The 24,031-nt window shown below is 64.1% G+C and carries 24 protein-coding genes and 2 pseudogenes; 17 read left to right on the top strand and 9 right to left on the bottom strand.

What is annotated here, in order from left to right; genetic code table 11:
• The first annotated feature begins 1 nt into the window (after position 1).
• The 6 genes from KFB96_RS05210 to rnhB all read left to right on the top strand — a co-directional run bounded on the left by KFB96_RS05210 (position 2) and on the right by rnhB (position 4,971).
• Positions 2-517, top strand: coding sequence for an OmpH family outer membrane protein (locus KFB96_RS05210; RefSeq protein ID WP_300971320.1), 516 nt, complete (start codon positions 2-4; stop codon positions 515-517).
• A gap of 39 nt (positions 518-556) precedes the next feature.
• Positions 557-1,603, top strand: a complete 1,047-nt coding sequence (lpxD, locus tag KFB96_RS05205; RefSeq protein WP_213459571.1) for a UDP-3-O-(3-hydroxymyristoyl)glucosamine N-acyltransferase — start codon at positions 557-559, stop codon at positions 1,601-1,603.
• 1 nt (position 1,604) lies between these two features.
• On the top strand, positions 1,605-2,114 hold the full coding sequence (fabZ, locus tag KFB96_RS05200) for a 3-hydroxyacyl-ACP dehydratase FabZ (protein ID WP_213459569.1): 510 nt from the start codon (positions 1,605-1,607) through the stop codon (positions 2,112-2,114).
• Positions 2,111-2,881: an acyl-ACP--UDP-N-acetylglucosamine O-acyltransferase gene (gene lpxA / locus KFB96_RS05195; protein WP_213459567.1), complete on the top strand. Its 771-nt coding sequence runs from the start codon at positions 2,111-2,113 to the stop codon at positions 2,879-2,881. Before fabZ ends, lpxA begins: the two co-directional genes overlap by 4 nt.
• Positions 2,881-4,023 (top strand): lipid-A-disaccharide synthase, encoded by a 1,143-nt coding sequence (gene lpxB, locus KFB96_RS05190; RefSeq protein ID WP_213459910.1) that lies wholly within the window; start codon positions 2,881-2,883, stop codon positions 4,021-4,023. Before lpxA ends, lpxB begins: the two co-directional genes overlap by 1 nt.
• Before the next feature lie 342 nt (positions 4,024-4,365).
• Complete coding sequence (gene rnhB, locus KFB96_RS05185) at positions 4,366-4,971, top strand: ribonuclease HII (protein ID WP_213459565.1); 606 nt, start codon at positions 4,366-4,368, stop codon at positions 4,969-4,971.
• A 161-nt stretch (positions 4,972-5,132) separates the two neighbouring features.
• On the opposite strand, the pseudogene KFB96_RS05180 reads toward rnhB, so the two are convergent.
• The 5 genes and pseudogenes from KFB96_RS05180 to KFB96_RS05160 all read right to left on the bottom strand — a co-directional run.
• Positions 5,133-5,858: pseudogene (locus KFB96_RS05180) on the bottom strand (efflux RND transporter permease subunit); the annotation flags it as partial.
• On the bottom strand, positions 5,855-6,484 hold the full coding sequence (locus KFB96_RS05175; protein WP_366931532.1) for an efflux RND transporter periplasmic adaptor subunit: 630 nt from the start codon (positions 6,482-6,484) through the stop codon (positions 5,855-5,857). The pseudogene KFB96_RS05180 and the gene KFB96_RS05175, both read right to left, overlap by 4 nt.
• 295 nt (positions 6,485-6,779) lie before the next feature.
• On the bottom strand, positions 6,780-7,202 hold the full coding sequence (locus KFB96_RS05170) for a SufE family protein (protein WP_213459561.1): 423 nt from the start codon (positions 7,200-7,202) through the stop codon (positions 6,780-6,782).
• A gap of 75 nt (positions 7,203-7,277) precedes the next feature.
• A complete protein-coding gene (locus tag KFB96_RS05165; protein WP_213459560.1) occupies positions 7,278-7,604 on the bottom strand; it encodes an iron-sulfur cluster assembly accessory protein in 327 nt (108 codons plus the stop codon).
• A 330-nt stretch (positions 7,605-7,934) separates the two neighbouring features.
• Entirely contained in the window at positions 7,935-8,597 is a 663-nt protein-coding gene (locus KFB96_RS05160; RefSeq protein ID WP_213459558.1) for an LON peptidase substrate-binding domain-containing protein, read from the bottom strand.
• A 580-nt stretch (positions 8,598-9,177) separates the two neighbouring features.
• Here KFB96_RS05160 and egtB point away from each other — a divergent pair.
• Together egtB and egtD are read left to right on the top strand one after the other, a co-directional pair.
• Positions 9,178-10,485, top strand: a complete 1,308-nt coding sequence (gene egtB / locus KFB96_RS05155) for an ergothioneine biosynthesis protein EgtB (protein WP_213459556.1) — start codon at positions 9,178-9,180, stop codon at positions 10,483-10,485.
• Positions 10,482-11,552: an L-histidine N(alpha)-methyltransferase gene (egtD, locus tag KFB96_RS05150; protein ID WP_213459554.1), complete on the top strand. Its 1,071-nt coding sequence runs from the start codon at positions 10,482-10,484 to the stop codon at positions 11,550-11,552. Before egtB ends, egtD begins: the two co-directional genes overlap by 4 nt.
• A gap of 221 nt (positions 11,553-11,773) precedes the next feature.
• Here the strand turns inward: egtD and KFB96_RS05145 are convergent, their stop codons facing one another.
• Positions 11,774-12,376, bottom strand: a complete 603-nt coding sequence (locus KFB96_RS05145; RefSeq protein ID WP_213459552.1) for a hypothetical protein — start codon at positions 12,374-12,376, stop codon at positions 11,774-11,776.
• Between the two features lie 308 nt (positions 12,377-12,684).
• On the opposite strand from KFB96_RS05145, the gene ppc reads away from it, so the two are divergent.
• The 9 genes and pseudogenes from ppc to sbcB all read left to right on the top strand — a co-directional run bounded on the left by ppc (position 12,685) and on the right by sbcB (position 22,038).
• A complete protein-coding gene (ppc, locus tag KFB96_RS05140; protein ID WP_213459550.1) occupies positions 12,685-15,477 on the top strand; it encodes a phosphoenolpyruvate carboxylase in 2,793 nt (930 codons plus the stop codon).
• Positions 15,478-15,583: 106 nt separating this feature from the next.
• On the top strand, positions 15,584-15,946 hold the full coding sequence (locus KFB96_RS05135; RefSeq protein ID WP_213459548.1) for a DUF1640 domain-containing protein: 363 nt from the start codon (positions 15,584-15,586) through the stop codon (positions 15,944-15,946).
• A 177-nt stretch (positions 15,947-16,123) separates the two neighbouring features.
• On the top strand, positions 16,124-17,032 hold the full coding sequence (locus KFB96_RS05130) for a 5-bromo-4-chloroindolyl phosphate hydrolysis family protein (RefSeq protein ID WP_213459546.1): 909 nt from the start codon (positions 16,124-16,126) through the stop codon (positions 17,030-17,032).
• Positions 17,033-17,244: 212 nt separating this feature from the next.
• A complete protein-coding gene (locus KFB96_RS05125) occupies positions 17,245-18,453 on the top strand; it encodes a toxic anion resistance protein (RefSeq protein ID WP_300971318.1) in 1,209 nt (402 codons plus the stop codon).
• 109 nt (positions 18,454-18,562) lie between these two features.
• Positions 18,563-18,832: a 30S ribosomal protein S16 gene (gene rpsP, locus KFB96_RS05120; RefSeq protein ID WP_213459544.1), complete on the top strand. Its 270-nt coding sequence runs from the start codon at positions 18,563-18,565 to the stop codon at positions 18,830-18,832.
• A gap of 48 nt (positions 18,833-18,880) precedes the next feature.
• Complete coding sequence (rimM, locus tag KFB96_RS05115; RefSeq protein ID WP_213459542.1) at positions 18,881-19,390, top strand: ribosome maturation factor RimM; 510 nt, start codon at positions 18,881-18,883, stop codon at positions 19,388-19,390.
• Positions 19,391-19,463: 73 nt separating this feature from the next.
• Positions 19,464-20,212: pseudogene (gene trmD / locus KFB96_RS05110) on the top strand (tRNA (guanosine(37)-N1)-methyltransferase TrmD).
• Positions 20,213-20,233: 21 nt separating this feature from the next.
• Complete coding sequence (rplS, locus tag KFB96_RS05105; RefSeq protein ID WP_093029092.1) at positions 20,234-20,578, top strand: 50S ribosomal protein L19; 345 nt, start codon at positions 20,234-20,236, stop codon at positions 20,576-20,578.
• Between the two features lie 5 nt (positions 20,579-20,583).
• Positions 20,584-22,038, top strand: coding sequence for an exodeoxyribonuclease I (sbcB, locus tag KFB96_RS05100; protein WP_213459538.1), 1,455 nt, complete (start codon positions 20,584-20,586; stop codon positions 22,036-22,038).
• Between the two features lie 161 nt (positions 22,039-22,199).
• Here the strand turns inward: sbcB and KFB96_RS05095 are convergent, their stop codons facing one another.
• The 3 genes from KFB96_RS05095 to KFB96_RS05085 all read right to left on the bottom strand — a co-directional run bounded on the left by KFB96_RS05095 (position 22,200) and on the right by KFB96_RS05085 (position 23,906).
• On the bottom strand, positions 22,200-22,379 hold the full coding sequence (locus KFB96_RS05095) for a DUF2892 domain-containing protein (protein WP_093029470.1): 180 nt from the start codon (positions 22,377-22,379) through the stop codon (positions 22,200-22,202).
• Between the two features lie 124 nt (positions 22,380-22,503).
• Positions 22,504-23,190: a Crp/Fnr family transcriptional regulator gene (locus KFB96_RS05090; protein ID WP_213459536.1), complete on the bottom strand. Its 687-nt coding sequence runs from the start codon at positions 23,188-23,190 to the stop codon at positions 22,504-22,506.
• On the bottom strand, positions 23,187-23,906 hold the full coding sequence (locus tag KFB96_RS05085) for an MBL fold metallo-hydrolase (protein WP_213459534.1): 720 nt from the start codon (positions 23,904-23,906) through the stop codon (positions 23,187-23,189). The genes KFB96_RS05090 and KFB96_RS05085 overlap by 4 nt, the downstream gene beginning before the upstream one ends.
• Between the last annotated feature and the right edge of the window lie 125 nt (positions 23,907-24,031).

Genomic DNA, 24,031 nt, shown 5'->3' with positions numbered 1-24,031 from the left:
CGTGAGGTTAGCTGTACTTTGGTCGTCGACGATCGCGTTGATCCTGGTGTCGAGCCTCGTGCTCGCATCCGATTACCGGATCGCGGTGGTTGACCCCAACACTGTCGTCGAGCAGTCGCCGCAATACGAGGCTGCCCGAGCGGCGCTCCAGCGCGAGGTCGAGGATCGGGAGCGGATACTGCGCGAGCAGCAGGATCAGATCTCCGCGCTGCAAGGCCGCCTGGAGCGCGAAGGCGCCTTGATGAGCGAAAGCGAGATTCAGCGCCTGCAAAACGATATCCGAAGTCGGACCCGCAAGCTCAAGTATGCGAGAGATGAGTTTCAGGAAGACTTCGCGTTGCGGCAGAACGAGCTTCGTACCAAGCTGGCCCTGCAGGTCCGCGAGGTGATCGTCGAGGTCGCCAAGGAGGAGGAGATCGATCTCGTCATCAGCGAAGGGTTGGTGTACTTCAGCCCACGCATCGATATCTCGGCGCAAGTCATCGAGCGACTCAAGCAGGAGTTCGGCGACAAGTGATGATTTCGTCGGCACCGATGCGGCGCGGTTGGTGACGCCTTGGAGATCTCGCTCGGCGAATTGGCGGACCGTTTGGCCGTTCCATTGCGGGGCGACCGCGATGCGCGCGTCTGCCGTATCGCGTCGCTGACGTCCGCCGACGCAACCGGGCTCAGCTTCCTCGGCGATGCACGTTTCCGGCGCCATCTCGAACACACTCGGGCGGGCTGTGTGATCCTCTCGGAAGCCGACGCCGATGACTGTCGGGTGCCGGTCCTGCTGAGCGACAACCCCTACCTGATGTTTGCGATGGCGGCGAGGATTTTGTACCCGCAACCGGCGATCGTCGGCGGCATCCACCGCAGTGCTGTCGTGGATCCGACGGCGCGTGTCGATCCGACGGCATGGATCGGTCCGACCTGTGTTCTGGAGGCCGGTGTGGTTGTCGGGCCGCGCGTGTTTGTCGGACCCGGCTGTATCCTCGGTGAAGGGGTCCGGGTCGGCGAGGAGAGTCGGCTGGTCGCGCGCGTGACGCTCTGCTCGGGAACGCTTGTCGGCAAACGCGCACTGCTGCACCCCGGCAGCGTCATCGGGCGGGACGGCTTTGGCTTCGCGCGCGACGGGGATCGATGGGTGCGCATTCCGCAGATCGGGCGCGCGATCCTGGGCGACGATGTCGAGATCGGCGCGAACACGACGGTCGATCGCGGTGCGATCGGCGATACGTTGATCGGCGACGGGGTGAAGCTGGACAACCATATCCAGATCGGCCACAACGTCGAGATCGGCGAGAATACCGCCATGGCGGCCAACACCGGGATCTCGGGCTCGACCCGAATCGGCCGGAACTGCACGATTGCGGGGGCCGTCGGGATGGCGGGTCATTTGGAAATCGCCGATCGGGTTCACTTTACGGGAATGGCCATGGTGACGCGATCGGTCACGGAGCCCGGTGCCTACAGCAGCGGGATTCCGGCCATGCCGAACGCGGATTGGCGACGCAACGTGGCTCGCTTCAGGCATCTGGACGAGCTGGCGCGACGCATCAAACAACTTGAGATACGTATCGATACGATGAACGAAACAACTGGGCGGGAGGCTACTTAGCATGGAGGGATCGCATTCCATGCCGACGGATTCTGATTTGCGTCTTGATCGATCGGAGGACGTCGTGAGCACAATGGACATCCATAAGGTGCTGAGCCTCTTGCCGCACCGCTATCCTTTTCTATTGGTCGACAAGGTCATCGACTACAAGGTGAACGACTATCTGATCGCCTTGAAGAACGTCTCCTACAACGAGCCCTTCTTTATGGGGCATTTCCCGGTGCGCCCGGTGATGCCCGGCGTCTTGATCATCGAGGCGCTGGCGCAGGCGACCGGATTGTTGGCGATGGCGTCGCGCCCGGACGAGGTCGGCAACAAGCTGTATTACTTTGTCGGTATCGACAGGGCGCGCTTCAAACGTCCCGTCGAGCCGGGCGATCAGTTGATTCTGGACGTGAAGCTCGGACCCGTGCGTCGCGGGATCTGGAAGTTCGACGGCGAGGCACGCGTGGACGATCGCCTCGTGGCCAGCGCCGAGATCATGTGTACGGCTCGAGACTTCACCGCTTGATTCACCCGACCGCCTTGGTCGATCCGGGGGCGGCGCTGGATTCCGATGTCGAGGTCGGCCCCTTCGCCGTCATCGGCCCGGATGTCGAGATCGGTGCAGGGAGCCGGATCGGCCCCCATGCCGTGATCAAGGGGCCGACTCGGATCGGCCGGGACAATCGCGTCTTTCAGTTCGCGAGCGTCGGCGAAGACCCCCAGGACAAGAAATACGGCGGCGAGACGACGCGCCTGGAGATCGGCGATCGCAATCAGATCCGCGAGTTCACGACGCTGCATCGCGGCACCGTCCAAGACAAGGGCGTGACCCGGATCGGCAACGACAATCTCTTCATGGCCTATGTCCACGTGGCACATGACTGCCGTATCGGGGACAACGTCATCATGGCCAACGCAGCCTCCCTGGGCGGACATGTCGAGATCCAGGACTGGGCCATCCTCGGCGGCTTCACCATCGTCCACCAGTTCTGCAGGATCGGCGCCCATGGTTTCTGTGCCATGGGATCGGTTCTGAGCAAGGACGTTCCTCCCTACGTGACTGTCGGCGGGCACCCGGCCGAGCCCCGCGGAATCAACGCCGAGGGATTGCGCCGCCGCGGCTTCTCAGACGTCGCCATTCAAGCGATCAAGCGTGCCTATCGCACGCTCTATATGGGAAACCTGAAGCTGGCCGAGGCGATCGTCGAGCTGAATCGCATGTCCTCGGAGATTCCCGAGATCGCCGCCATGGCGGACTTCATCGGCGACAGCAGCCGCAGCATCGTGCGTTGATGGTGCGGATCGGGATCGTCGCAAACGAGGCGTCGGGCGACATCTTAGGTGCCGCTTTGGCGCGCGAGATCCGCAAACGCGTCCCTGAGGTCCGCTTCGTCGGCGTTGCCGGACCCCGGATGCAGGAAGAGGGTTGCGAGACCCTCTTCGCCATGGAACGGCTCTCCGTGATGGGGCTGATGGAGGTGCTCGGCCAGCTCCGCGAGCTCCTCGGACTCAGACGCGAGCTGGTGCGCTATTTCGTCGAGAATCCCCCGGATGTCTTTATCGGCGTGGATGCACCGGACTTCAATCTCGGTCTCGAGCGCCGACTGCGCGGGGCAGGGATCCGCACCGTCCACATGGTCAGTCCGACCGTCTGGGCCTGGCGTCCGGGTCGGGTCAAGTCGATCCGCCGCTCCGTCGATCTGATGCTGAGCGTCTTCCCGTTCGAGGAGACCTTCCTGCGCGAGCACGGTGTGCCGGCACGCTATGTCGGTCATCCGCTTGCAGACGAGATCCCGGTGGAGATCGATCGGGTCGGTGCGCGGCATGCCCTCGGTCTGCCGCAGTCCGGATCCTTGGTCGCCCTGCTGCCCGGCAGTCGGATGGGCGAGGTCGAGCGTCTGGCCGGGCCCTTCATCGAGACCGCCGCGCGGTGTCTTGCCGCCCGCCCGGACCTGCGGTTTGTCGTCCCGCTGGTCAACGCCCGGCTGCGCGAGCACTTCAGCCAAGTCCTGGCGCAGATTGCCCCGGATCTCCCGATCAGCTTGGTCGACGGGCGCAGCCGCGAGGTCCTCGCAGCGGCCGATGTCGTGCTGACCGCCTCGGGCACGGCAACCCTGGAGACCCTCCTGTCCAAACGCCCGATGGTCGTCGCCTATCGCGTCCACCCGATCTCCTATCACCTGGTCAAACAGCTCGGTCTGGTCAAGGTACCCTATATCGCCATGGCCAATCTTCTGGCCGAGAAGGAGCTGGCGCCCGAGTTCATCCAAGACCGCTGTCGCGCCGACCTGTTGGCGCCGGCCGTTCTGGCGTTTTTGGACGATGCGGAGCGCGTCGCCGAGATCCAGGCCGAGTATCGGCGGATCCATCTTTGGTTGCGAAAGGACGCCGCTGCGAGCGCGGCGCAGGCAGTCCTTGAATTGATCGGGGATTGAATTGCGTCCGATACAGTCCGTGCAGTCGTGTCGTGGATTCACCCTTGAATGTTCCAGCGGCCCCGGCGGGGACGCGATTCAAGAATGTTTGGGCTTTTTTCACTAAACCGCGCCCAGTGCGGTATGCGATGTTTTTGGATGGGATCGGCCCCGGCGGATTTCAGAGCCGCTGGAGCCGGCGCGGTTTAAAGTATTAAAAAATATAAAATTTTAAACCGCGTCCCCCGCTAAGGGTCGTGGATTCACCAAACTTCGAGCTCACTCGAAAGTGAGCATCTCGCTCTGGACGCGGTTTAAAGCCGCGTCGAGTAAAAGGCCTTTGATGGCCTCGACGATGCGGATATGGGGCAAACGTCGTTGATCACACGGGACGCGGTTTTATGGGTCGCGGGCGTCGACGAGGCGGGGAGGGGACCACTTGCCGGGCCGGTCAGCGCCGCGGCGGTGATCCTGGATCCAGCTCGCCCGATCCAGGGCCTCGACGATTCCAAAAAACTGACCCCGGCGCGGCGCGACGCCTTGGATCTCGAGATCCGCGAACGCGCTCTCGCTTGGGCCGTCGCTTGGGCGAGCGCAGAGGAGATCGACCGGATCAATATCCTCCAGGCGTCTATGCTGGCGATGCAGCGTGCGGTCGCGGCCTTGTCGATCCGACCTAGACGTGTTCTGGTCGACGGCAACCGCTGCCCCGACGTCGGTTGCGAGGCTCGCGCCGTGATCGGCGGCGACGGCTTGGTCCCCTCGATCGGCGCCGCCTCGATCCTCGCCAAGGTTGCCCGCGATCGGCTCATGTGCGAACTGGACCGGACCTTTCCCGGCTACGGCTTTGCCGGGCACAAAGGCTATCCCACCCGTGCCCACATCGAGGCACTGCGCCGACTCGGACCCTGTCCGGAGCACAGACGCAGCTTCGGCCCGGTCCGGGCATTGATCGAGGTTGCCGGCTGATCCGTCTTGTCTCAACCTTTTTCTGCATCCATTTCGCGTTCCAGCCGTCGTTTTACGTCACTGGGGGACCCGGTGTGGCGGGCGAGCAGGTCATAGGCGACCGGGACGACGAATAGGGTAAAGAGTGTGGCCGCAAGTCCGACCAGCATGATCAGCCCGATCTGACTGTAGTCGTCCGGATCCTTGAAGGTGCGGTTCATGCGCACGCTGAACTGGCGGTCGACCGATTCGATGCCGCCGGCCGGCAGCTCGAGGTTCTCGGCGCGCAGTGCCGCCTCCACATCCGCGACCGTCAAGCCACGCGCGGCAAGCTCGTTGCGGTCGAGCCAGGCGCGCATCGCATAGACCTGATTCCCGCCCACGCGGATGCGGGCCACCCCGTCCAGCACCGAGAACCGATCCACCAGATAACGTCGCGCATAGTCCGACAACTCCGGGACGCTCATGCGGTCGCTGACCAGATTCAGCCACATGATGACGTCTTCGTTGCTGTCGACCTTCTGGATGTTCGGAGGGTCCGCCTCGGCGGGGAGCTGATCGAGGACGGCCGAGACGCGATCGCGGATGTCGTTGGCCGCCCCGTCGATGTCGCGGTCGATGTTGAACTGGATCGTGATCGCCGAGCGTCCGTCCTCGCTGACGGATTCGACCGTGCGGATACCCTCGACCCCGGCAATGCGGTCCTCGATGAGCTGGGTGATCCGCGTCTCGACGACGTTGGCCGCGGCGCCCGGATAGACGGTCTCGATCGAGACGACCGGCGGGTCGATGTCCGGATACTCGCGCAACGGCAATCGATCGAAGGCGACCAGCCCGAAGGCGACCAGCAGGAGCGACAGGACGGTGGCGAGAACAGGGCGGGTCACCGAGATGTCGGAAAGGATCATGTGGTCGGTTCCTTGACCGGCGGCGGATCGATCGGGTCGTCATGTGTGCCCGGGATCTCGACAGGCTGCCCCGGTCGAACCTTGAGGTGACCGTGCACGATGACGCGATCCCCTTGCGCGAGCCCTTCACGCACCTCGACGAGTCCCGGTTTGCGTGTTCCGATGCGGACCTGACGGCGCTCGGAGGACAGACCCTCGTCGCCCTCCACGATGACCTGAACGAAGTGATCCTGGCCTTGGTGAAGGATCGCGGCCTCCGGTACCACCAATCCGTCGCGCGGATCCACCAGCAGCTCGACTTGCATCAGCAGCCCGGGCTTGAGCGTGCGCTCCGGGTTGGGGATGAGTGCTCGGACCTGAATGGCTCGGGTGACCGGGTCGACGCGACTGTCGACCCCGCGAACCACCCCCTCGAAAACCCGATCGCCGTAAGCGCGGGCGCGCGCCTCGTCGAGTAGGGCGTGCTGCTCGACGCTCGTGAGCTCGACCAGGATGTCGCCCTCTTCAACGCGTTGGCCGTCGTCGAAATGGATCGCCGAGATGGTCTCGGTGACGTTCGCGGTGATGTTGACCGACTCGTTTGCCTTCAGTGTTCCGAGTGCTTCGACCCGTTCGGTCAACGGCATCGCTCGGACGTCCGCGACCAGGACGGCGACGGCAGAGGCAGGACTCGGCGCCGATAGGGTCGCGATGATAACGAAGGTAAAAAGGCGAGCGGACGGGCAAGACGTGATAAGGATGGCATGCATCGAATCCATGTTGTCGGGCGGGCGCGTGCTCAGCGGCTCCGTGCCCCCCGCCGGCGCGCCGCACAGCGGCTTGTGCGGGATCCGACGTCAAACGGATCGGACAGGTGCCGCCGAGACGCGACGCGCCCCGGCAGCGTGTCCGTAGGGCAATCAAGCGGATGGCGCTCGGATCTCAGCAGGTCGCAGACCTGGCCTGACCCTTCATCTTGTTGACGATGGCGTAAACACCGACATGCCGATTGGGGCTCAGGTGCTCTTGGAGCCGGAGCGCCTCGAACAGTTCCTCGACATCCAGTGCCTCGATCTCCTCGGGACGTTTTCCGGAGAAGAGGCCGACCAAAAGGGCGACGACACCCTTGATGATCGCGGTGTCGCAATCGCCCCTGAAGACCAGGTGTCCGGGTTGCTCCGGGCTCGGGTGTGCGGCGGTGTGGACCAGACTCATGCACTCGATGACCCGATTACGGTCGGTCTTGTCCTCGGGCGGCATCGGCGCCATGCGCTCGCCGATCTCGACCAGGTATTGATAGCGCTCGTCCCAATCGCCGAGAAGCTCGAAGTTTTCAAGGATCTCGGTCATTTCGTCGTTGAGCATGGATGCCGACCACTCCGATTGAAGCTTGCTGATCCGAGTCGACGCCAGAGCTTGCCATGACGCTCCGGACGCGTTTTAGACGCTGAAGGACTCGCCGCAACCGCAGGTATCCTTGACCTTAGGGTTGCGGAACTCGAACCCCTGGTTGAGCAGGCTGGAGCGCACGAAATCGATCTCCATGCCGTCGATGCGGCCGAGACTGTCTTCATCGACGACGACCTTCACGCCGTGGCTCTCGAAGATCCGATCGACCGGATCGACCGCATCCGCGTAGTCGACATCGTAAGCAAATCCGGTACAGCCACTCTTGCGTGTGCCGACGCGCAGTCCCACACCGTGTCCACGCTTGCTGAGCATGCCGGCGACGTGTTTCGCCGCGGCTTCGGTCAGTGTTACAGCCATGAGTTTTGCCCCTTCTTCGTTAACGACTTGCCAATCTTGCGAACTAGGCTCCGATCAGGGTTTTTCAACCCCGTTCTCATCGGAGCCCTGCCTCTCGTCGTCGGCGCCGACACAGGGAATGGCCCTGGATCTGGCGCCACTGTGATTGCATCGACTTCCGACGCTCTGAACCGCGACACTAAACCGCGTCCGGAGCGAAATGCGTCATTCTCATTTTGCGTTTGGCTTTGGAGATGTCCTCGATCTCGGTAAGACGCGGTTTAGAGGGTCGTTTGCGGATGCCTGGCCGCGCCGACTCCCGACGGTAAAGACCCCCCGATCGGACACGGCTCAGTGGCGGTGCTCGGCGGTATCCATGCTCGCCGCCGCGGCCATATCGAGAAGTCCGCGCATCAGTGCGGCGCGGTCGCCCGTCGGGAGGGTCTCGATCAGGGCCTGTTTGTCCTCCGGGCTCAACGGGAGATGGGCGCACAAGAGGTTCGTCAGGTCCTTGTCGGCCATCTGCTCGACATCGTCCCAGGGGACCTCGACGCCGCGCAGTGCGCAGTAGGCCTTCAGCGAGGTCAAGAAGCCTTTGCGATCCGCGATCGCAGAGTCGTTCTCCTGATAGTCCGCCGCGAACCGCTCCCAGTCCGCGCGCACCCGACGATAGCCATGCTCCTCGGCGATCTCGCTGATGACTTGGAAACGGCACACCCCGGTGAGGACCAAGACGATTCTGCCGTCCGTCGTCTCGCTGTAGGAGGTGATGCGACCGGCGCAGCCGATCCGGTGGATCTCCGGGACCTCGTCGGTCATGGTCTCGCTGGTGGGCTGAATCATGCCGATGAGGTGATTCGATGCCAATGCATCCATCACCATCTTGACATAACGTGGCTCGAAGATATTGAGCGGTAACTGCACTCCCGGCATGACCACGGCACCGGGCAAGGGGAAGATCGGGATCTCGGCGGGCAAGTCGGAGAATTTCGGAAAAAACGGGGTGCGGGTCATCGGCTGCTCCAGCGCCCGAACCCGCGGGAGGTTCCGGCGATGCGGTTGATCGATTGCGACGTCAGAGAGGTAGATGGGGTGTCGGTCGCACTTCCCTAGACGGGTGCGCACTCAACCCGGAAAATCCTTGCCGCCGGGATCGTGCGGGGCGGTCCGATCGTCGAGGCCGGATCCGAGCCGGTAGCGACCATGATCGGAGGCGTGCCTACGCCGGTCGTCGGCATGATATACCGATGTGCAGTCCAGCCGCCGATCGCCGAGCGGACCCTCGCCAAGGAGCTGCCGAGCCCGGCAGGGCGGCACATCCGCGTCGTGCGGGCTTAAGCGCGTCGGCGGCATCGGCATCCGCCGATCTTCGTTCCGAAGTTGGAAATCCGGCGACCTGGACGCACCATTGCGAGCGAGCCGGTGATCGATGATGGTCGCGCGTCGCCCGAGGGTGCGTAACGCGTCCACGATCTCTCGGGCTCGGCGGTGAGGCAGCGAGTGGTTCGGATGACCCCCGAACCCCGAGGAGTCGCCGTTTCGGCTGCACGTGTCTATGGAACCCGATCCGTCAACAACCGAGAGCGAGACTCAGATGTCCCCTAAACCCGCTGGTGCCTACCAGGACGACGCCGTGCGTGCGGATCTGTCGGGCGACTTCCGGCGCGTGCGCGCCCTGACCGAGCAGCTGTGCAAGCCGCTCGCGATCGAAGATTACATGCTCCAGACGCGAATCGAGACGAGCCCGCCGAAGTGGCACCTGGCCCATGTCTCCTGGTTCTACGAGACCTTCCTGCTGAGGCCCTTCCTGCCCGGCTACCGGGTCTTTCACCCGCGTTTCGAGTACCTCTTCAACAGCTATTACGAGCAAACCGGCAGCGGCTTCTGGCCGCGACCCGAGCGCGGACTCCTGTCCCGGCCGACGGTCGCCGAGGTCTACGACTACCGGCATCATGTCGACGAGGCGATGCTCGGACTCATCGACGCGTGTGCGTCGGCCGATTGGCCGACCGTCGCCCAACGTCTGCACATCGGCCTGCATCACGAGCAACAGCACCAAGAGCTCCTGGTGACCGACATCAAGCAAAACTTTGCCTACAACCCGTTGCGACCCGCCTACCGGGATGACCTGCCGCACGCCCCGACGGCCGATCCGGATCCGCTGCACTGGGTCGGTTTCGAGGGTGGACTGGTCGAGATCGGCACGGGTTCGCAGGGTTTCGCCTATGACAACGAAGGCCCCCGCCATCGGACCTTTCTCGCGCCCTATGCCCTTGCCGATCGCCCCGTGACCAACGGCGAATTTCGTCAATTCATCGACGACGGCGGGTATCGCGATCCGGCCCTTTGGTTATCCGACGGCTGGGCGACGGTCCGCAAGGAGGGCTGGCAATCTCCGCTCTACTGGGAAGAGATCGACGGGGACCGGCAGATCATGACGCTCGGCGGGATGCGCCCGCTGAATCCGGCCGAGCCGGTCTGTCACGTCAGCTACTACGAGGCCGACGCCTTTGCGACCTGGGCCGGCAAGCGGCTCCCGACCGAGGCCGAGTGGGAGCATGCCGCGGAAGGTGTCTTCATCAAAGGCAACTTCGTCGGCGAGGGATACCTCCATCCACGTCCCGCCGTGCGCAGCGCCGAGGGTCAAGCGGCCGGGCTCAGGCAGCTCTTCGGCGATGTCTGGGAGTGGACGGCGTCCGCCTATCTGCCCTATCCGGGTTATCGGGCGGTGGCCGGTGCGCTCGGTGAGTACAACGGCAAATTCATGTGCAACCAGATGGTGCTCCGAGGCGGATCCTGTGCCAGCTCGCAGGATCACCTCCGGGCGACCTATCGCAACTTTTTCTATCCCCAAGAGCGCTGGCAGTTCAAGGGATTTCGACTCGCGGAGACGACACCATGACCCAATTCAGCGCCTTGCAACGCTCGGGAACCGAGCTGTTTCCGCAGGAGACGACGGACCGGGAGGCGTCGAACGCACGCCGTTCGCTGCAGACCCCGGGCTCGATTCGGTTCTTCGACTATCGGCCGACCCCGGCGGACGTGCGTGCCGAGGTCTTGGAAGGGCTGGGACGTTCGGCCAAGCGTCTGTCGCCGAAGCTCTTCTACGACCAGCGCGGCTCGCAGCTCTTCGACGCCATTACCGAGTTGCCCGAATATTACCCGACGCGAACCGAGATCGGGATCCTGCGCGAATACGGCTCCGAGATGGCCGACCTGCTCGGCCGGGACAACGTCCTGATCGAGCTCGGAAGCGGGAGCAGTCTCAAGATTCAAACCCTGCTCGCCGCGTTGCAGCCCAGCGTCTATATGCCCGTGGATATCTCCAAAGAGCATCTGCTGGAGTCTGCCCATGCCCTGGCCGAGCGCTTCCCGGGTCTGTCGATCCGTGCCGCCTGCGCGGACTACTCGGCCCCCTTTAGGCTCCCTTTGGAGCTGGACTGGACCGATCTGGCCGCCTTCTTTCCGGGTTCGAGTATCGGCAACTTCGATCCCGACGAGGCGCGCCTTCTCCTCGGGCGTGTCGCGAGCCTGCTCGGCACCGGCGGACGGCTCCTCATCGGTGTCGACCTTCCGAAGGATCCGGCGATCCTCAACGCGGCCTACGATGATGCCCAAGGCGTGACCGCTGCCTTCAACCTCAACCTCTTGAGCCGGATCAATCGCGAGCTGGAGGCCGACTTCGACCTGGATGCCTTCAGCCATCGGGCCTTTTTCAACACCGAGCGCAGTCGCGTGGAGATGCATTTGGTCAGCCGGATCGAGCAGCAGGTCGAGGTTGCGGGGGTGCGCTTCGGTTTCCGTGCCGGGGAAACGATTCATACCGAGAATTCGTACAAGTACGGGGTCGACGCCTTTCATTGGCTCGCCGGTGACGCCGGCTTCGTCGCGGAGCAGGTCTGGACCGACAGCCAGGGGCTCTTCAGCGTGCACTGTCTGCGTGTCGTGGACGGGTGCTCGGGGAGTTGATGTTGCCGGCCAGGACCTGGCCCGTTCGGTATTGGCCCTTCCAGGCGGACAAACTCAGTTCGCCGAGCGAAGTCGAGAAAGGCGTGAAAGCCGGCGCCGAGCAGTCCTGCGAGAGCGCCGACCACGGCCGCGGCCACAAACAGCGGCCAAGGCAGGGGGCTTCGGTTCGGCAAGGCTCGGCGCGGTGATCGCGCCGAGCTGTCCTTCATCTGCCCGGATGCCTATTGCGAGCCCGGTCGCGTGTGTCTCGGCGCGCTCGCCCGCTCGATGCTGGCCGCAACGGCGCTGATATAGGTGACGGTGACGCTGTCCCCGACGTTGACATCCGCCAGCAGCGCCGGATCGCGGACGTTGACGGACACCCTGTTCTCGGGCCCCCGGATCGTCACCTTGGAGGCCGCCCTGTTGACCCCTTCGACGATGCCGACGAGTGTTATGGTCTCCTGAATGCTGCCTGCCGGCAGCCGTCCGCCTTCGCGATCGACCTCGCGGGTCGCGACAGCGCCGGGGGCAGCGGCCGCGGCGTCGCCCTTCTGCAGATCGATCGCCATCGCTTCGATAAAGTCGATCGTGAGCGTGTCGTCGATGCGGACCTCTTCGAGCCGCTGCACCTCGCTCGGAACGTGAATCACCTCGAAGACACCATCGGGCTGACGAATGGTCAGCATGCGGGTCTGTGGATTGACGACCACCACGGTACCCGTGATCTCCTTCGTCACGGCGCCCGCAGCGACTGTGATGTCGGCGTTTTGGGCTTGAGCGGAGAGCATGACCGGGCCGAGAGTCAATGTGCCGGCCAACGTGATCAGCGCAATCTGTTTCATGTGGATCTCCTCCTTATTGTCTTCGGTTGGGATCTTCGGTGGGGTCACGCATCTTTCTTGCCCGACCTCGGGCAGGATGAACCTAAGCTAAAAACGGGTCCTGGACAAGCAGGGGGTCTCGGCAAGGGGATGCTCGGGCGGAAGCCCTCGAGCGAGCGGTCGCGAAGCCGCGGGGAGACCCGGCACTATACCCGCAACAGGGACCCGGGCTTTTGTCGGTCGGGCTCGGGCAAGGTAGTATCCGGCTCTCGACTCGTCCCTTCTTCGTAACGGCCCCTATCGCGGCTGTCAGCACAGAGTAACGCCCGATGAACGATGTTCCGCGAAACGAAGCCCTGGAGCGCGACGTTCAGCTCTTCACAGCCCTGCTCGGGGAGGTGCTGCGCGAGCACAGCCGCAAACGCGTGCTGGTGATCGTGGAGCGTCTGCGCGACGGCTTTATGCAGCTGCGCGAAGGCGACGACCCCGAGCTGCGCGAGAAGCTGATGAAGCGGATCGAGGGATTGGATGCTCAGACCCTTTCGGAGGTCATCCGCGCCTTCAACATCTATTTCGGACTGGTCAATACCGCCGAGGAGTTGAACGCCTATCTCGCCCGCATGGATCTGATCTCGGCCGGGCAACGGCTCTGGGTCGGCTCCTTCGACGATATGGCGCGGGGTCTCAAGGACGACGGGGTGAGCCCGGAAAACTTCCAGAGCCTGCTCGAGCACCTGATCTATCTTCCGGTCTTCACCGCGCATCCCACCGAGGCGAAGCGACGGACGACCTTGGAGACCTTCCGCCGGATCTTCCTGGTCGGCCAGGATCTGCACCGCAGCAAGCTCAACGACGAGGAGCTCGAGGACCGACTCCAGGAGATCCTCACCCAGATCCAGATCCTCTGGAAGACCGACGAGGTGCGTATCCACAAGCCGCAGGTGACCGACGAGGTGCGCCAAGGGCTCTATTTTTTCCGCGAGTCGCTCTTCGAGGCCGTGCCGCAGGTCTATCGCTTCCTGGAGAAGGCGGTGCGCCGGGTCTACGGAGCACAGTGCGGGATCAGTGTTCCGAGCTTCATTCGTTTCGGCTCTTGGATCGGCGGGGACCGCGACGGCAATCCCTTCGTCAAGCCCGAGACCACCGAGCTGGCCGTTCGGATGCACGGCGAGCTGGTCCTGGAGCTGTATCTCGAGCGCATCCGCAAGCTGCACCGCATGCTCAGCCATGCCAGCTCCATCTGCCAACCGTCGCCGGCCTTCTTGGACAGCCTGGATGCCGACGAGGACTACTGGGTCGACACCATGGGCCAGAGCCTGCGCCGCTATGTGCATGAGCCCTATCGGCGCAAGCTCGCGATGATGGATCATCGTCTCGACGCGAACCTGGAGCGGATTCGCGCGCGCATGTCCGGACGGCACGATCCGACACAACCGGCCGGGTATGCGAGCGAACGCGACTTTCTCGCCGACCTCTATCTGATTCGCGACTCGCTGCACCACCACGGCGATGCCAACGCCGCCGCCGGTCCCTTGCAGGATCTTATCCGGCTCGCCGAGACCTTCGGCTTCCACCTGGTTCATCTCGACATTCGTCAGGAATCGATTCGCCACACCGAGGCCGTGACCGAGCTCTTCGCGCGCCAGGCCGGCGCTCCTTACTACCAGGCCTTCGACGAGGAGCAGCGCCTAATGGCCCTGGCGGAGGCCATCGCCCATCCGCACCCCTTCGTGATCGACAAGGCGACCTTGACCCCGGAGACCCGCGAGACCCTGGAGGTCTTCGAGGTGATGGCGCGCATGCGCGCCGAGATCAGCGAGAGTCTGTTCGGTCAGTACGTCATCTCCATGACCCATTACGCCAGTCATGTGATGGAGGTCATGCTGTTGGCGCGGCTTGCCGGATTAGCCGGCAAGGACCGCCAGGGCTGGTTCTGCAAGATCCAGATCTCGCCCCTGTTCGAGACCATCGACGACCTGAATCGGATCGGCGAGGTGATGGGTCGGTTGTTCCGGGATCCCGCCTACAGCGGGTTGCTGAAGGCGTCGGGGAATCAACAGGAGGTGATGCTCGGATATTCGGATTCCTGTAAGGACGGCGGCATCCTGGCCTCGAGCTGGCGTCTCTACGAGGCGCAGCGCCGCGTGATCCAGCTCGCCGACGACGAGGGCGTCTCCTGCCGGCTTTTCCACGGACGCGGCGGCACGGTCGGGCGCGGCGGCGGGCCGACCCACGAGGCCATCCTCGCTCAGCCCACCGATACGGTGCACGGTCAGATCAAGCTGACCGAGCAGGGCGAGGTGCTCTCCTACCGCTATGCCAATCCCGAGACGGCGCGCTACGAGCTGACCCTGGGCATCAGCGGGCTCATCAAGGCCAGCCGCTGTCTGATCGAGCCGCCGCCCGAGGACCGCAAGGACTATCTCGGGGTCATGGACGAGCTCGCCCGCTATGGCGAGGAGGCCTATCGGAAGCTCACCCAGGAGACCGAGGGCTTTCTCGATTATTTCTACGAGTGCACCCCGCTCGACGGCATCGCCCTGCTGAACATCGGCTCGCGCCCGTCACATCGCAAGAAGGCGGATCGCTCCTTGAAGTCCATCCGCGCGATCCCCTGGGTCTTCGGCTGGGCCCAGTCGCGTCAGACCTTGCCGGCCTGGTTCGGCATCGGCTATGCCATCGAGCGCTACCGCGGCAACGAGCTCGATCGCCTCGTGAAGCTCCAGAAGATGTATCAGGAGTGGCCTTATTTCCGCGCGCTTCTGTCCAACACCCAGATGTCGCTCTTCAAGGCCGAGATGCATATCGCGCGTGCCTACGCCCGCTTGGCCGAGAACCAGGAGCAGGCGCAGGCGATCTACGGTGTCATCGAGGCCGAGTATGGACGCACGCTCACACAGGTGATGAACGTCGCCGGTTTGCGCGGTCTCATGGAGGAGACCCCGGATCTCCAACACTCGCTGGCGCGGCGCAACATCTATTTGGACCCCTTGAATCACATCCAGGTCTCGTTACTGGAACGCTACCGCGCCGAGCGGGACGAAGAGAAGCGAGAGGAGTGGCTGGATCCGCTGCTGCGCTCGATCAATGCGATTGCGGCGGGGATGCGCAATACCGGATGACGGGCCGCCGATCGTCCGAGGCAGGTCTGGACTGTTCGGGACCGGGATACCGAATCTGGGATAGACTGTGCTCATAGCACCGGATGTCAGCAGGGTGACGAATCGAATGGGCTCTGTCGTCGAACTTTACGAGGCACTCGCCAGCGCGCCTGACGATCGGGCGCGCGCGCGGGTAATCGCTTCCGCCTTCGAGCGTTTGGAAGAACGTTACCCGCACTTGCCGGACTTGGTGACCAATCAGCAGCTGCGTGAGACCGAGCTGCGGCTTCAGAGAGAGATCGAGCACGTACGTGCCGACCTCGTGGTGCGGATCGAGCAGCTCCGCGGCGAGGTCAAGACCGAGATCGAGCAGCTGCGCGGCGAGGTCAAGACCGCGATCGAGCGCAGCCGCAACACCTTGCTGATGTGGCTCATCCCTCTCATGTTCGCTCAGGTCGGCGCATTGACTGCGCTGGTGAAGCTGCTCTGAGCAGAGAGGGCTTACGCCCTCGAGACCATCCCGCAGCGGAAATCAGAGTATGCCCGAGTTACGGACGATCGTTCCTCCATCGCCGACGCGCCCCCCTTTAGGTATCCGTGTGCTCGGCGGCGTCTTGCTCACCTTCAGCGTGGGTCTGGTCTCTTGTCAGGCGATGTTCGTCCTCTGATGGCCGGCCCCGCGAGCACTCCTCCAGAGCAGCGCCGGACCCTGAGTCTGACCGAGCTGATTCTCGGTGTCAGGCCCGATCGCAACCCGAGCATATCCGCTCGGGGAAAACCGCGCGCAAAGGGGACACTTCTGTTCCTGCTGCCGATCCCGCTTCTGATCGGTGCCTTGATCGGTCTCGGGGCAGGGCGGTTGGAGGTCGTCCTGTTCGACGGCGGGATCTTCGCGCTGTTCATGGCGGCGGCCGATCTGACCCGCCGGGGGCTGCGCGCGGAGCACGCCCAACAGGTCCTGCGGTTTACGCGGCTCCAGCGTATCCCGCTGAAGACCATCGGCGGTTTGCTGACAGGCGCTGCGACCGGACTGGCCGCCTGGTTGTCGGTCGGTCAGGGACCGGCGCTTAGTCTCGTCTATGCGACGGTCGCCTTGATCGGCTTTCATCTGGTCTATGGGCTCGAGCCGCTCGGTCGAGCACGTCCCTTTGCGACCGACGACGAGCGGACGCGCAAGGTCGCGGCGGCCTTGGAGGAGGCCGAGCGCAAGCTGATCGATCTGGACCGCGCGGCGAAGACGATCGCCAATCCGGAGCTGAAGATCCGCCTGCAACATATCGGCTCGCAGGGTCGGTCGATCCTGAATCAGATCGCGGATCGGCCCACCGACCTGTTTCGGGCACGCAAATTTTTGAGCGTCTACCTCGACGGGGTCCAGCAGGTCGCCGACGGTTATGCGCGAACCCATCGTCTGGCGGATTCGCGTGAGTTGGAGCAGAATTTTCGCAATGTCCTGGTCACCGTCGAGCAGGTGTTCGAGGAGCAGCACCAGCGGATGCTGAAGACCGACGTGATGGACCTCGACATCCAGATCGAGGTGCTGAAGAAGCAGCTCGAGCGCGAAGGGATTCAGTGACTAAACCGCGCAGTGTCTGACATGCGTCGTTTCCGCGTCGGTCTTGCGTCGCGGCGAACAATGGCCTCGGTGGGGCGCGGTTTAGAATAATATATTTTTTAATATCTTAAACCGCGCCGGCTCCAGCGGTCGTCAAGTCTGCCGGGGCCGATCCGATCCAAAAACAACGCATACCGCTTCGGGCGCGGTTTAAATCGATTGGGAGAGATTCAGTGAGCGAGCGAGAGCGAGGCGATGCGGCGGCGATGGATCCTCACGCGCAGGGGCAAGCGACGGGCGCCCGGCGTGCGCCGACGGCCGACCCTGTCGCGGAGATCGCTCTCGCCGATTCGCCGCGTGCGGCGGAGCGGCCGCTCATGGTCGCCGAAGAGGCTCGGATGTCGCAGATCGACGAGGCGCAGCTCGGGCGCCTGCTGCAGGAGCTGGACCTGAACGACACCCATTCCGTCCTCTTCTTCGGCTCCAAGGCCCAAGAGCGCCTCACCGAGGTCTCGGACCAAATGCTCGAAGGCGTGCGCGCCAAAGACGTAGGCCCCGCCGGGGCCGCGCTGAGCGAGATGGTGACGACGCTCAAGGGGTTTCGTGTCGATGATCTCAATCCGAACCGCAAGCCCGGTTTCTTGGCGCGTCTGACCGGCAGAGGTCGGCCGGTCGTCAAGTTCCTGCAGGAATACGAGGCGGTCCGCGATCAGATCGAGACCATCTCCGGACAGTTGGAGCGGCACAAGACCAAGCTCCTGACCGACGTCACGTCGCTCGACCGGCTCTACGCGGCCAACCTGGACTATTTCCGGAACCTGGAGCAGTACATCGCGGCCGGCGAGACGAAGCTCGTGGAGTTGGACGAATCGACCATCCCCGCGCTGGCGGCGCAGGTCGCGACCAGCACCGACATGGTCGATGTGCAGCGCCTGAAGGATCTGCGCGGCGCCCGCGACGACCTGGAGCGGCGTGTCCATGACCTGAAGCTCACCCGTCAGGTCACCATGCAGGGCCTGCCCAGCATCCGTATGGTCCAGGAAAACGACAAGGGCCTGATCAACAAGATCAACTCGACCCTGGTCAACACCGTGCCTCTGTGGCGCCAACAGCTGGCCCAGGCCGTGACCATCTACCGTTCGGGCGAGGCGGCCGACACCATCAGGGCGGCCACCGATCTCACCAACGACCTGCTGCGGGCCAATGCCGACAACCTCAAATCGGCGAACGCCGAGGCACGCCGCCAGATCGAGCGCGGTGTCTTCGATATCGAGGTGGTCAAGCACGCCAATCAAACACTCATCGAGACGATCGAGGAGAGTCTGGCGATCGCCGACGAGGGTAAGCGCGCTCGCGCCATCGCCAGCCAGGAGCTCGAACGCCTGGAGGCCGATCTGCGTCGAACCTTGACCTCGGCGAGCGCCCGGCGAACCGATCAATAGCCCGCGCGCTCGGGAAACCGCTTCCATTTTCCGGCAGATTCTGTATATTTGCGCGTTTACCTGCGGGGCCATTCCCGCAACGTTCAATCGTCTGGGTCCAGGACAGCACATGGTTACGATTCGTTTATCTCGGGGTGGCTCCAAGAAGAACCCTTTTTATCAGATCGTTGTCGCCGATATCCGCGCCAAGCGTGATGGACGCTATATCGAGCGCCTTGGCTTCTTCAATCCGCTCGCCAAGGGCGGCGAGATCGAGCTGCGCCTCGATCGTCAGCGTGCGCAGTTTTGGGTCGAGCGCGGCGCTCAGCCGACCGACCGCGTCAAGCAGCTTCTGAAGCAAGCCGCTCGCGAAGAGCCGGCAACCGCAGTCGCTGCGTAAGTCGTCCGTTCGCGTCAAACGTAAGATCGCCTCGGACTGCCCCGATCGATGGCCGGACAACCGGACTCGACGCGTATCGTCGTCGGACACATCGCCGGTGTGTACGGGGTACGCGGCTGGCTGAAGGTGATGTCGGAGACGGATCCTCCGGAGGGCATCCTGAGCTACTCGCCTTGGCTGCTCGGTGCGGACGCGACAACTTGGACGGTCGACGAAGGAAAGCGGCACGGCAAAGGCATCGTCGTCAGCCTTCGCGGCTGTGACGACCGCGACCGAGCGGCCGCTCTCGTCGGCCAGGATATCGCCGTCGTTCGTGATCAGCTGCCGCCGGCCTCGCACGATGAGTTTTACTGGGTCGATCTCGAAGGGCTCTCGGTCGAGACGACCGCGGGTGTCGCACTCGGCTCGATCGATCATCTCTTCGCGACCGGCGCAAACGATGTCATCGTCGTCAAGGGTGATCGTGAACGTCTATTGCCCTTCGTTTGGGGCGATGTAGTCAAGGATGTCGATTTCGAGCAGCGCCGGATGCTGGTGGATTGGGATCCGTCGTTCTAGCGCGTCGGCTTCCACACCCTCGACGGCGCCTCGTGCTCGAGATGCTCCGATGTGATCGGCGCCGGTATCCGTGATGCGCTTCGATGTCGTCACCCTGTTTCCGGAACTGTTCGGGGTCTTGCTCGATCAAGGCGTGACGGGCCGAGCCCTGATCCGTGGTGTGGCCGAGCTGCACCTCTGGAACCCGCGTGATTTCACGCACGATCGGCATCGCACCGTCGACGACCGCCCCTACGGCGGTGGCCCCGGATGTTGATGAAGGTCGAGCCGCTGCGCGACGCCATTGCCGCGGCGCGCGCGGAGGCTCCGGGGAGTCGGGTCGTCTACCTCTCGCCGCAGGGCAGGGTCTTGGACCAGGCGGCGGTGGTGGAGCTGTCGCGCCGGCCCGGCTGGATCCTGGTCGCCGGGCGTTACGAAGGCGTCGACGAGCGGTTGATCGAGGGCCATATCGACGAGGAATGGTCGATCGGCGATTACGTCCTGAGCGGCGGAGAGTTGGCGGCGATGGTGGTGATGGACGCGGTCATTCGACTGCTCCCCGGTGCACTCGGACACGCCGACTCGGCCGCCCAGGATTCGCACACCGACGGGTTGCTGGATTGCCCGCATTACACCCGACCGCCCGAGATCGACGGGCGCCGGGTGCCTGAAGTCTTGATCGGCGGCGATCACGCCGCGATCGCGCGCTGGAGGTTGCAGCAGGCCCTCGGGCGAACCTACCGGCGTCGCCCCGATCTGTTGGAGCGGCGCGGTTTGAGTCCGCACGAGCAGGCGCTGCTCGATGAATTTGTCCGGTCCCGTCACGACGATGAGGCCGGTTGAGAACAGGAGCCGAAGGAAACCATGAGCAACATCATTCTCCAGCTCGAAGCCGAGCAAATGAAGGCCGAAGTCCCCGAGTTTTCCCCGGGCGACACCGTCGTCGTCCAGGTCCGCGTGAAGGAAGGTGCCCGCGAGCGTCTGCAGGCCTTCGAGGGCGTGGTGATCGCGATCCGCAACCGCGGTCTGAACTCGGCCTTTACGGTCCGCAAGATGTCCCACGGCGAAGGGGTCGAGCGCGTCTTCCAGACCCATAGCCCGGTGATCGCCGGCATCGAAGTCAAGCGCAAGGGCGACGTGCGTCGCGCCAAGCTTTACTACCTTCGAGGCCGCACCGGCAAGAGCGCCCGTATCCGCGAGAAGATCTAAGGCGCGTGGCCGGTCGTCCGAACGCGCCGACCTTTCTCTGGCACGACTACGAGACCTGGGGGTCGGATCCGCGTCGCGACCGGCCGTGCCAGTTCGCCGCCGTGCGCACGGACGTCGATCTCAACGAGATCGGCGATCCATGCATGTTTTTTTGTCGCCCCTCGACCGATCTTCTCCCGCACCCGCAAGCCTGTCTCATCACCGGCATCACGCCCCAACTCGCCGAGCGGAAGGGGCTGATCGAGGCCGAGTTCGCCGTCGCCGTCAACGCCGAGCTGAGCCTTCCCGGAACCTGCGGGGTCGGATACAACAGCATGCGCTTCGACGACGAGGTCACGCGCAACCTGCTCTACCGCAACCTGCTCGATCCCTACGCGCGCGAGTGGCGCAACGGCAATTCCCGCTGGGATCTGATCGACGCCCTGCGGCTTGCTCACGCCCTGCGCCCGGGCGGTTTGGAATGGCCGACGCGCGAGGACGGCACGACGTCGTTCAAGCTCGAGCATCTCACCGCCGCCAACGGGATCGACCACGGTCAGGCCCATGACGCGCTCGCCGACGTGCGCGCGACCATTGCGCTCGCGCGCCTCCTGCGGCACGCCCAGCCCAAGCTGTTCGACTACGCCCTCACACTGCGCGACAAGCGGCGCGTGCGCGAGCTGCTCGATCGCGGCGTGCCGCTCCTGCATGTCTCGGCGCGCTATCCGGCCGCTCAAGGCTGTATTGCGCCGATCCTGCCGCTCTGTCCACATCCACTCAACAGCAACGGCGTGATCTGTGTCGATCTGCGCGCGCCGCCGGAGCTGTTGCTCGATCTCCCCGCCGATGAGCTGCGGACCCGACTCTTTACGCCCGCAAGCGCGCTTCCCGACGGCGTCGAGCGCGTCCCGCTGAAGACGATCCACGTCAACCGCGCACCGGTTCTGGCCCCGATGAAGACCCTCGAGCCCGCGGCCGCGGCCCGCTGGTCGATCGACCCGGATACGGTCGCCGATCACGCGCACCGGTTACGCGAGGCCGCAGCGACGATCGAAGAGAAGGTCCGCGCGGTCCATCGCGCACCCGATGGACCGACCGAGACCGACCCCGATCTCATGATCTACTCGGGCGGATTCTTCTCGGACGCCGATCGTCGCGCCATGGACGCGATCCACAGACTCGACCCCGCCGAGCTGAGCGACCATGCGCCGAGCTTTCAGGATCCTCGCCCGGGCGAGATGCTGCTGCGCTATCGCGCCCGGAACTGGCCCGAGACCCTCACCCCCGAAGAGCGCGAGGACTGGGATCTGTTCCGTCTCGCCCGCCTGACCGATCCCGACGCAGGCGGCAGTCTCGTGATCGAGCAGTTCGAGCAGTGTCTGAGCGAGTTGGTCGAGCAACACGCCGGTGATCCGGACAAGCTTGCGATCCTCGAAGACCTCGCCGATTGGGCCGAGCGGGTGCTCGACGCGGAGGCGTGAAGGGCTCCTGACGACGTTGCGGAGGGAGCGCGCGAGGGCGTGGCCGCACGAACGTGCGCGGCCCGGAAGGGCTGTAGGCAAGGGGCGACTTCAGTCGCCCTCTTTCACTTGGAGACGTGGAGACCGAGCGGGCCGTTCCTTCGGTTGACCCGCGTGCGTGCCTATTTGTTGGTGTTCAGCTTGAGGGGCAAATAGACGGGGCACCAGCGCAAGAGCCCGGTGGCCAGGGGCACCAGCCCGATGGCGCCGAGCCAGTTCTGGGCATAGACGCCCCAGCCGACGATGACGACACCGGCGACAATACGGAGGGTGCGATCGAGTGTTCCGACATTCGGGGTCATAGGATAGTCTCTGCTGTTGTGGCGACCGGCGTGTTCAACCGATCCGGTGAGGGTGTGGTGCAAGACTATTCCGAGCGCCCCGGCGATTCAGTGACTTTGTCACGAAGCGACGGATTGAGCCGGCTCAGCCCTCCCGCGCACGCAGCTCGAGCGCCGGAATGTCCAGCAACTCGATCAAACCGCGCGTCGTGCGTAGCAGTCCCTGCGACTCCAGACCCTTGAGGACGCGGCTGATGACCTCGCGCGACGACCCCAGCTCCGCCGCGAGGGCCTGATGCGTCATCTGGATGCCCCGTCCCGAGGTCGTTTCCCGCTGTCCCAATAGATACGCCATCAGACGTTGATCGAGGCGTTGGAACAGCACCGCATCGAGAACGCCGAAGACCTCCTGCAAGCGGCTCGCGATCAAGCCAAAGATATAGTCTCGCCAAGGATCGGACGTGGCCATCCAGCGGCGGACCTCGGCCGGCCGCACCACGACCGCCTCGACCGCACTCTCGCACACGGCGAAGGCCGGAAAGGCCCGCCCGCTGAGGATGCACGAGGTGGTGACCACGCAGCTCTCGCCGGGATGAACGCGATATAGGGTGATCTCCCGACCGTTTTCGCCAAGCTTGTAGACCCGCCCGGTGCCGGTCAGCACCAAGGGTAGCTGCGTGCAATGGGCGCCGTCGTGACAGATCAGCTGACCGACCGGCAGCCGGACCAATGTCGCCTGATCGAATAGCTCGGCGCGGAGCTCCTCCGGCGTCTCCTGCAGAAACGGGAAGGCGTCGAGGAGACGCTGGCGCTGCCACGGATCACGGATCATGCGCCGATCTCCCGGCCGACCCCGCCGTCGAGGCAGGCTGTACCGAAGGCCTGTCGAAACGCCGCCTTGCCGGCGTCTCCGGTGCAGTGGGTCGGAACCACGCCGATGACACCGAGCGCCTTCAGGGCGCGAACGGACTGCTCGATTCTGACGGGGTCCGCGTTCATCAAATGAAAGCCACCGATCGCCCACTGGACCGGCTTGCCGAGGAAGCGGCCGGCACACTCGACGATTTGCTCCATCCCGGGATGCGCGCAGCCGCTGATGGCGGCGGTGACCTCGCCCGTGTCGATCACCAGCGCCTGCTCCGGGGGGTTGCTGTCCAGCATCCCGGTGGAGAAAAGCCCCTGACCGAGCGGGCGAGGATCGGCTCCGACGACAATCAGCTCGCCGCACAGACCTCGCAGGTCTCGGATCAGATGCTTGGAAAACCCCTCGTGTACCGCGACGCTCACCCGCGGGTTCAGCTCCAAGACCGAATCCCACCCGCCGATGTGATCCCAATGGGGGTGGGAGAGAAAGAGCAGGTCAACGGATTCCGCCGCGACGCCGAGGGCGGCCATGTTCTTGAGAAGCACGCGCCCGTTGCTGCCGGTGTCGAACAGGATCGTCCGACCGCCGACGTGAATCAGCGCCGCGAATCCCCAGAGGCGTGTCAGGCCCGGAAGTCCCGGCTCGTTGTCGAACAGAATCGTCAGGCGTGGGGGAGCGGCCATGATTGCCTCCGACCGAGGTCATCCCGTGAAGTCTTTGCCCTGGCCGAGACCCGTCGTCGAGGCGAGGCAGGAGGCCGAGCGGGCGCCTATGAGCGCATCTTGACCCATGTGCGGTGAAGCAATCG

Origin of the sequence: Thiocapsa sp., from assembly GCF_018399035.1 — a bacterium.
In the GTDB taxonomy this organism is placed as follows: Bacteria; Pseudomonadota; Gammaproteobacteria; order Chromatiales; family Chromatiaceae; genus Thiocapsa.
Note: the sequence above shows the minus strand (reverse complement) of the source record. Positions and strands in the feature narration are given on the sequence as shown.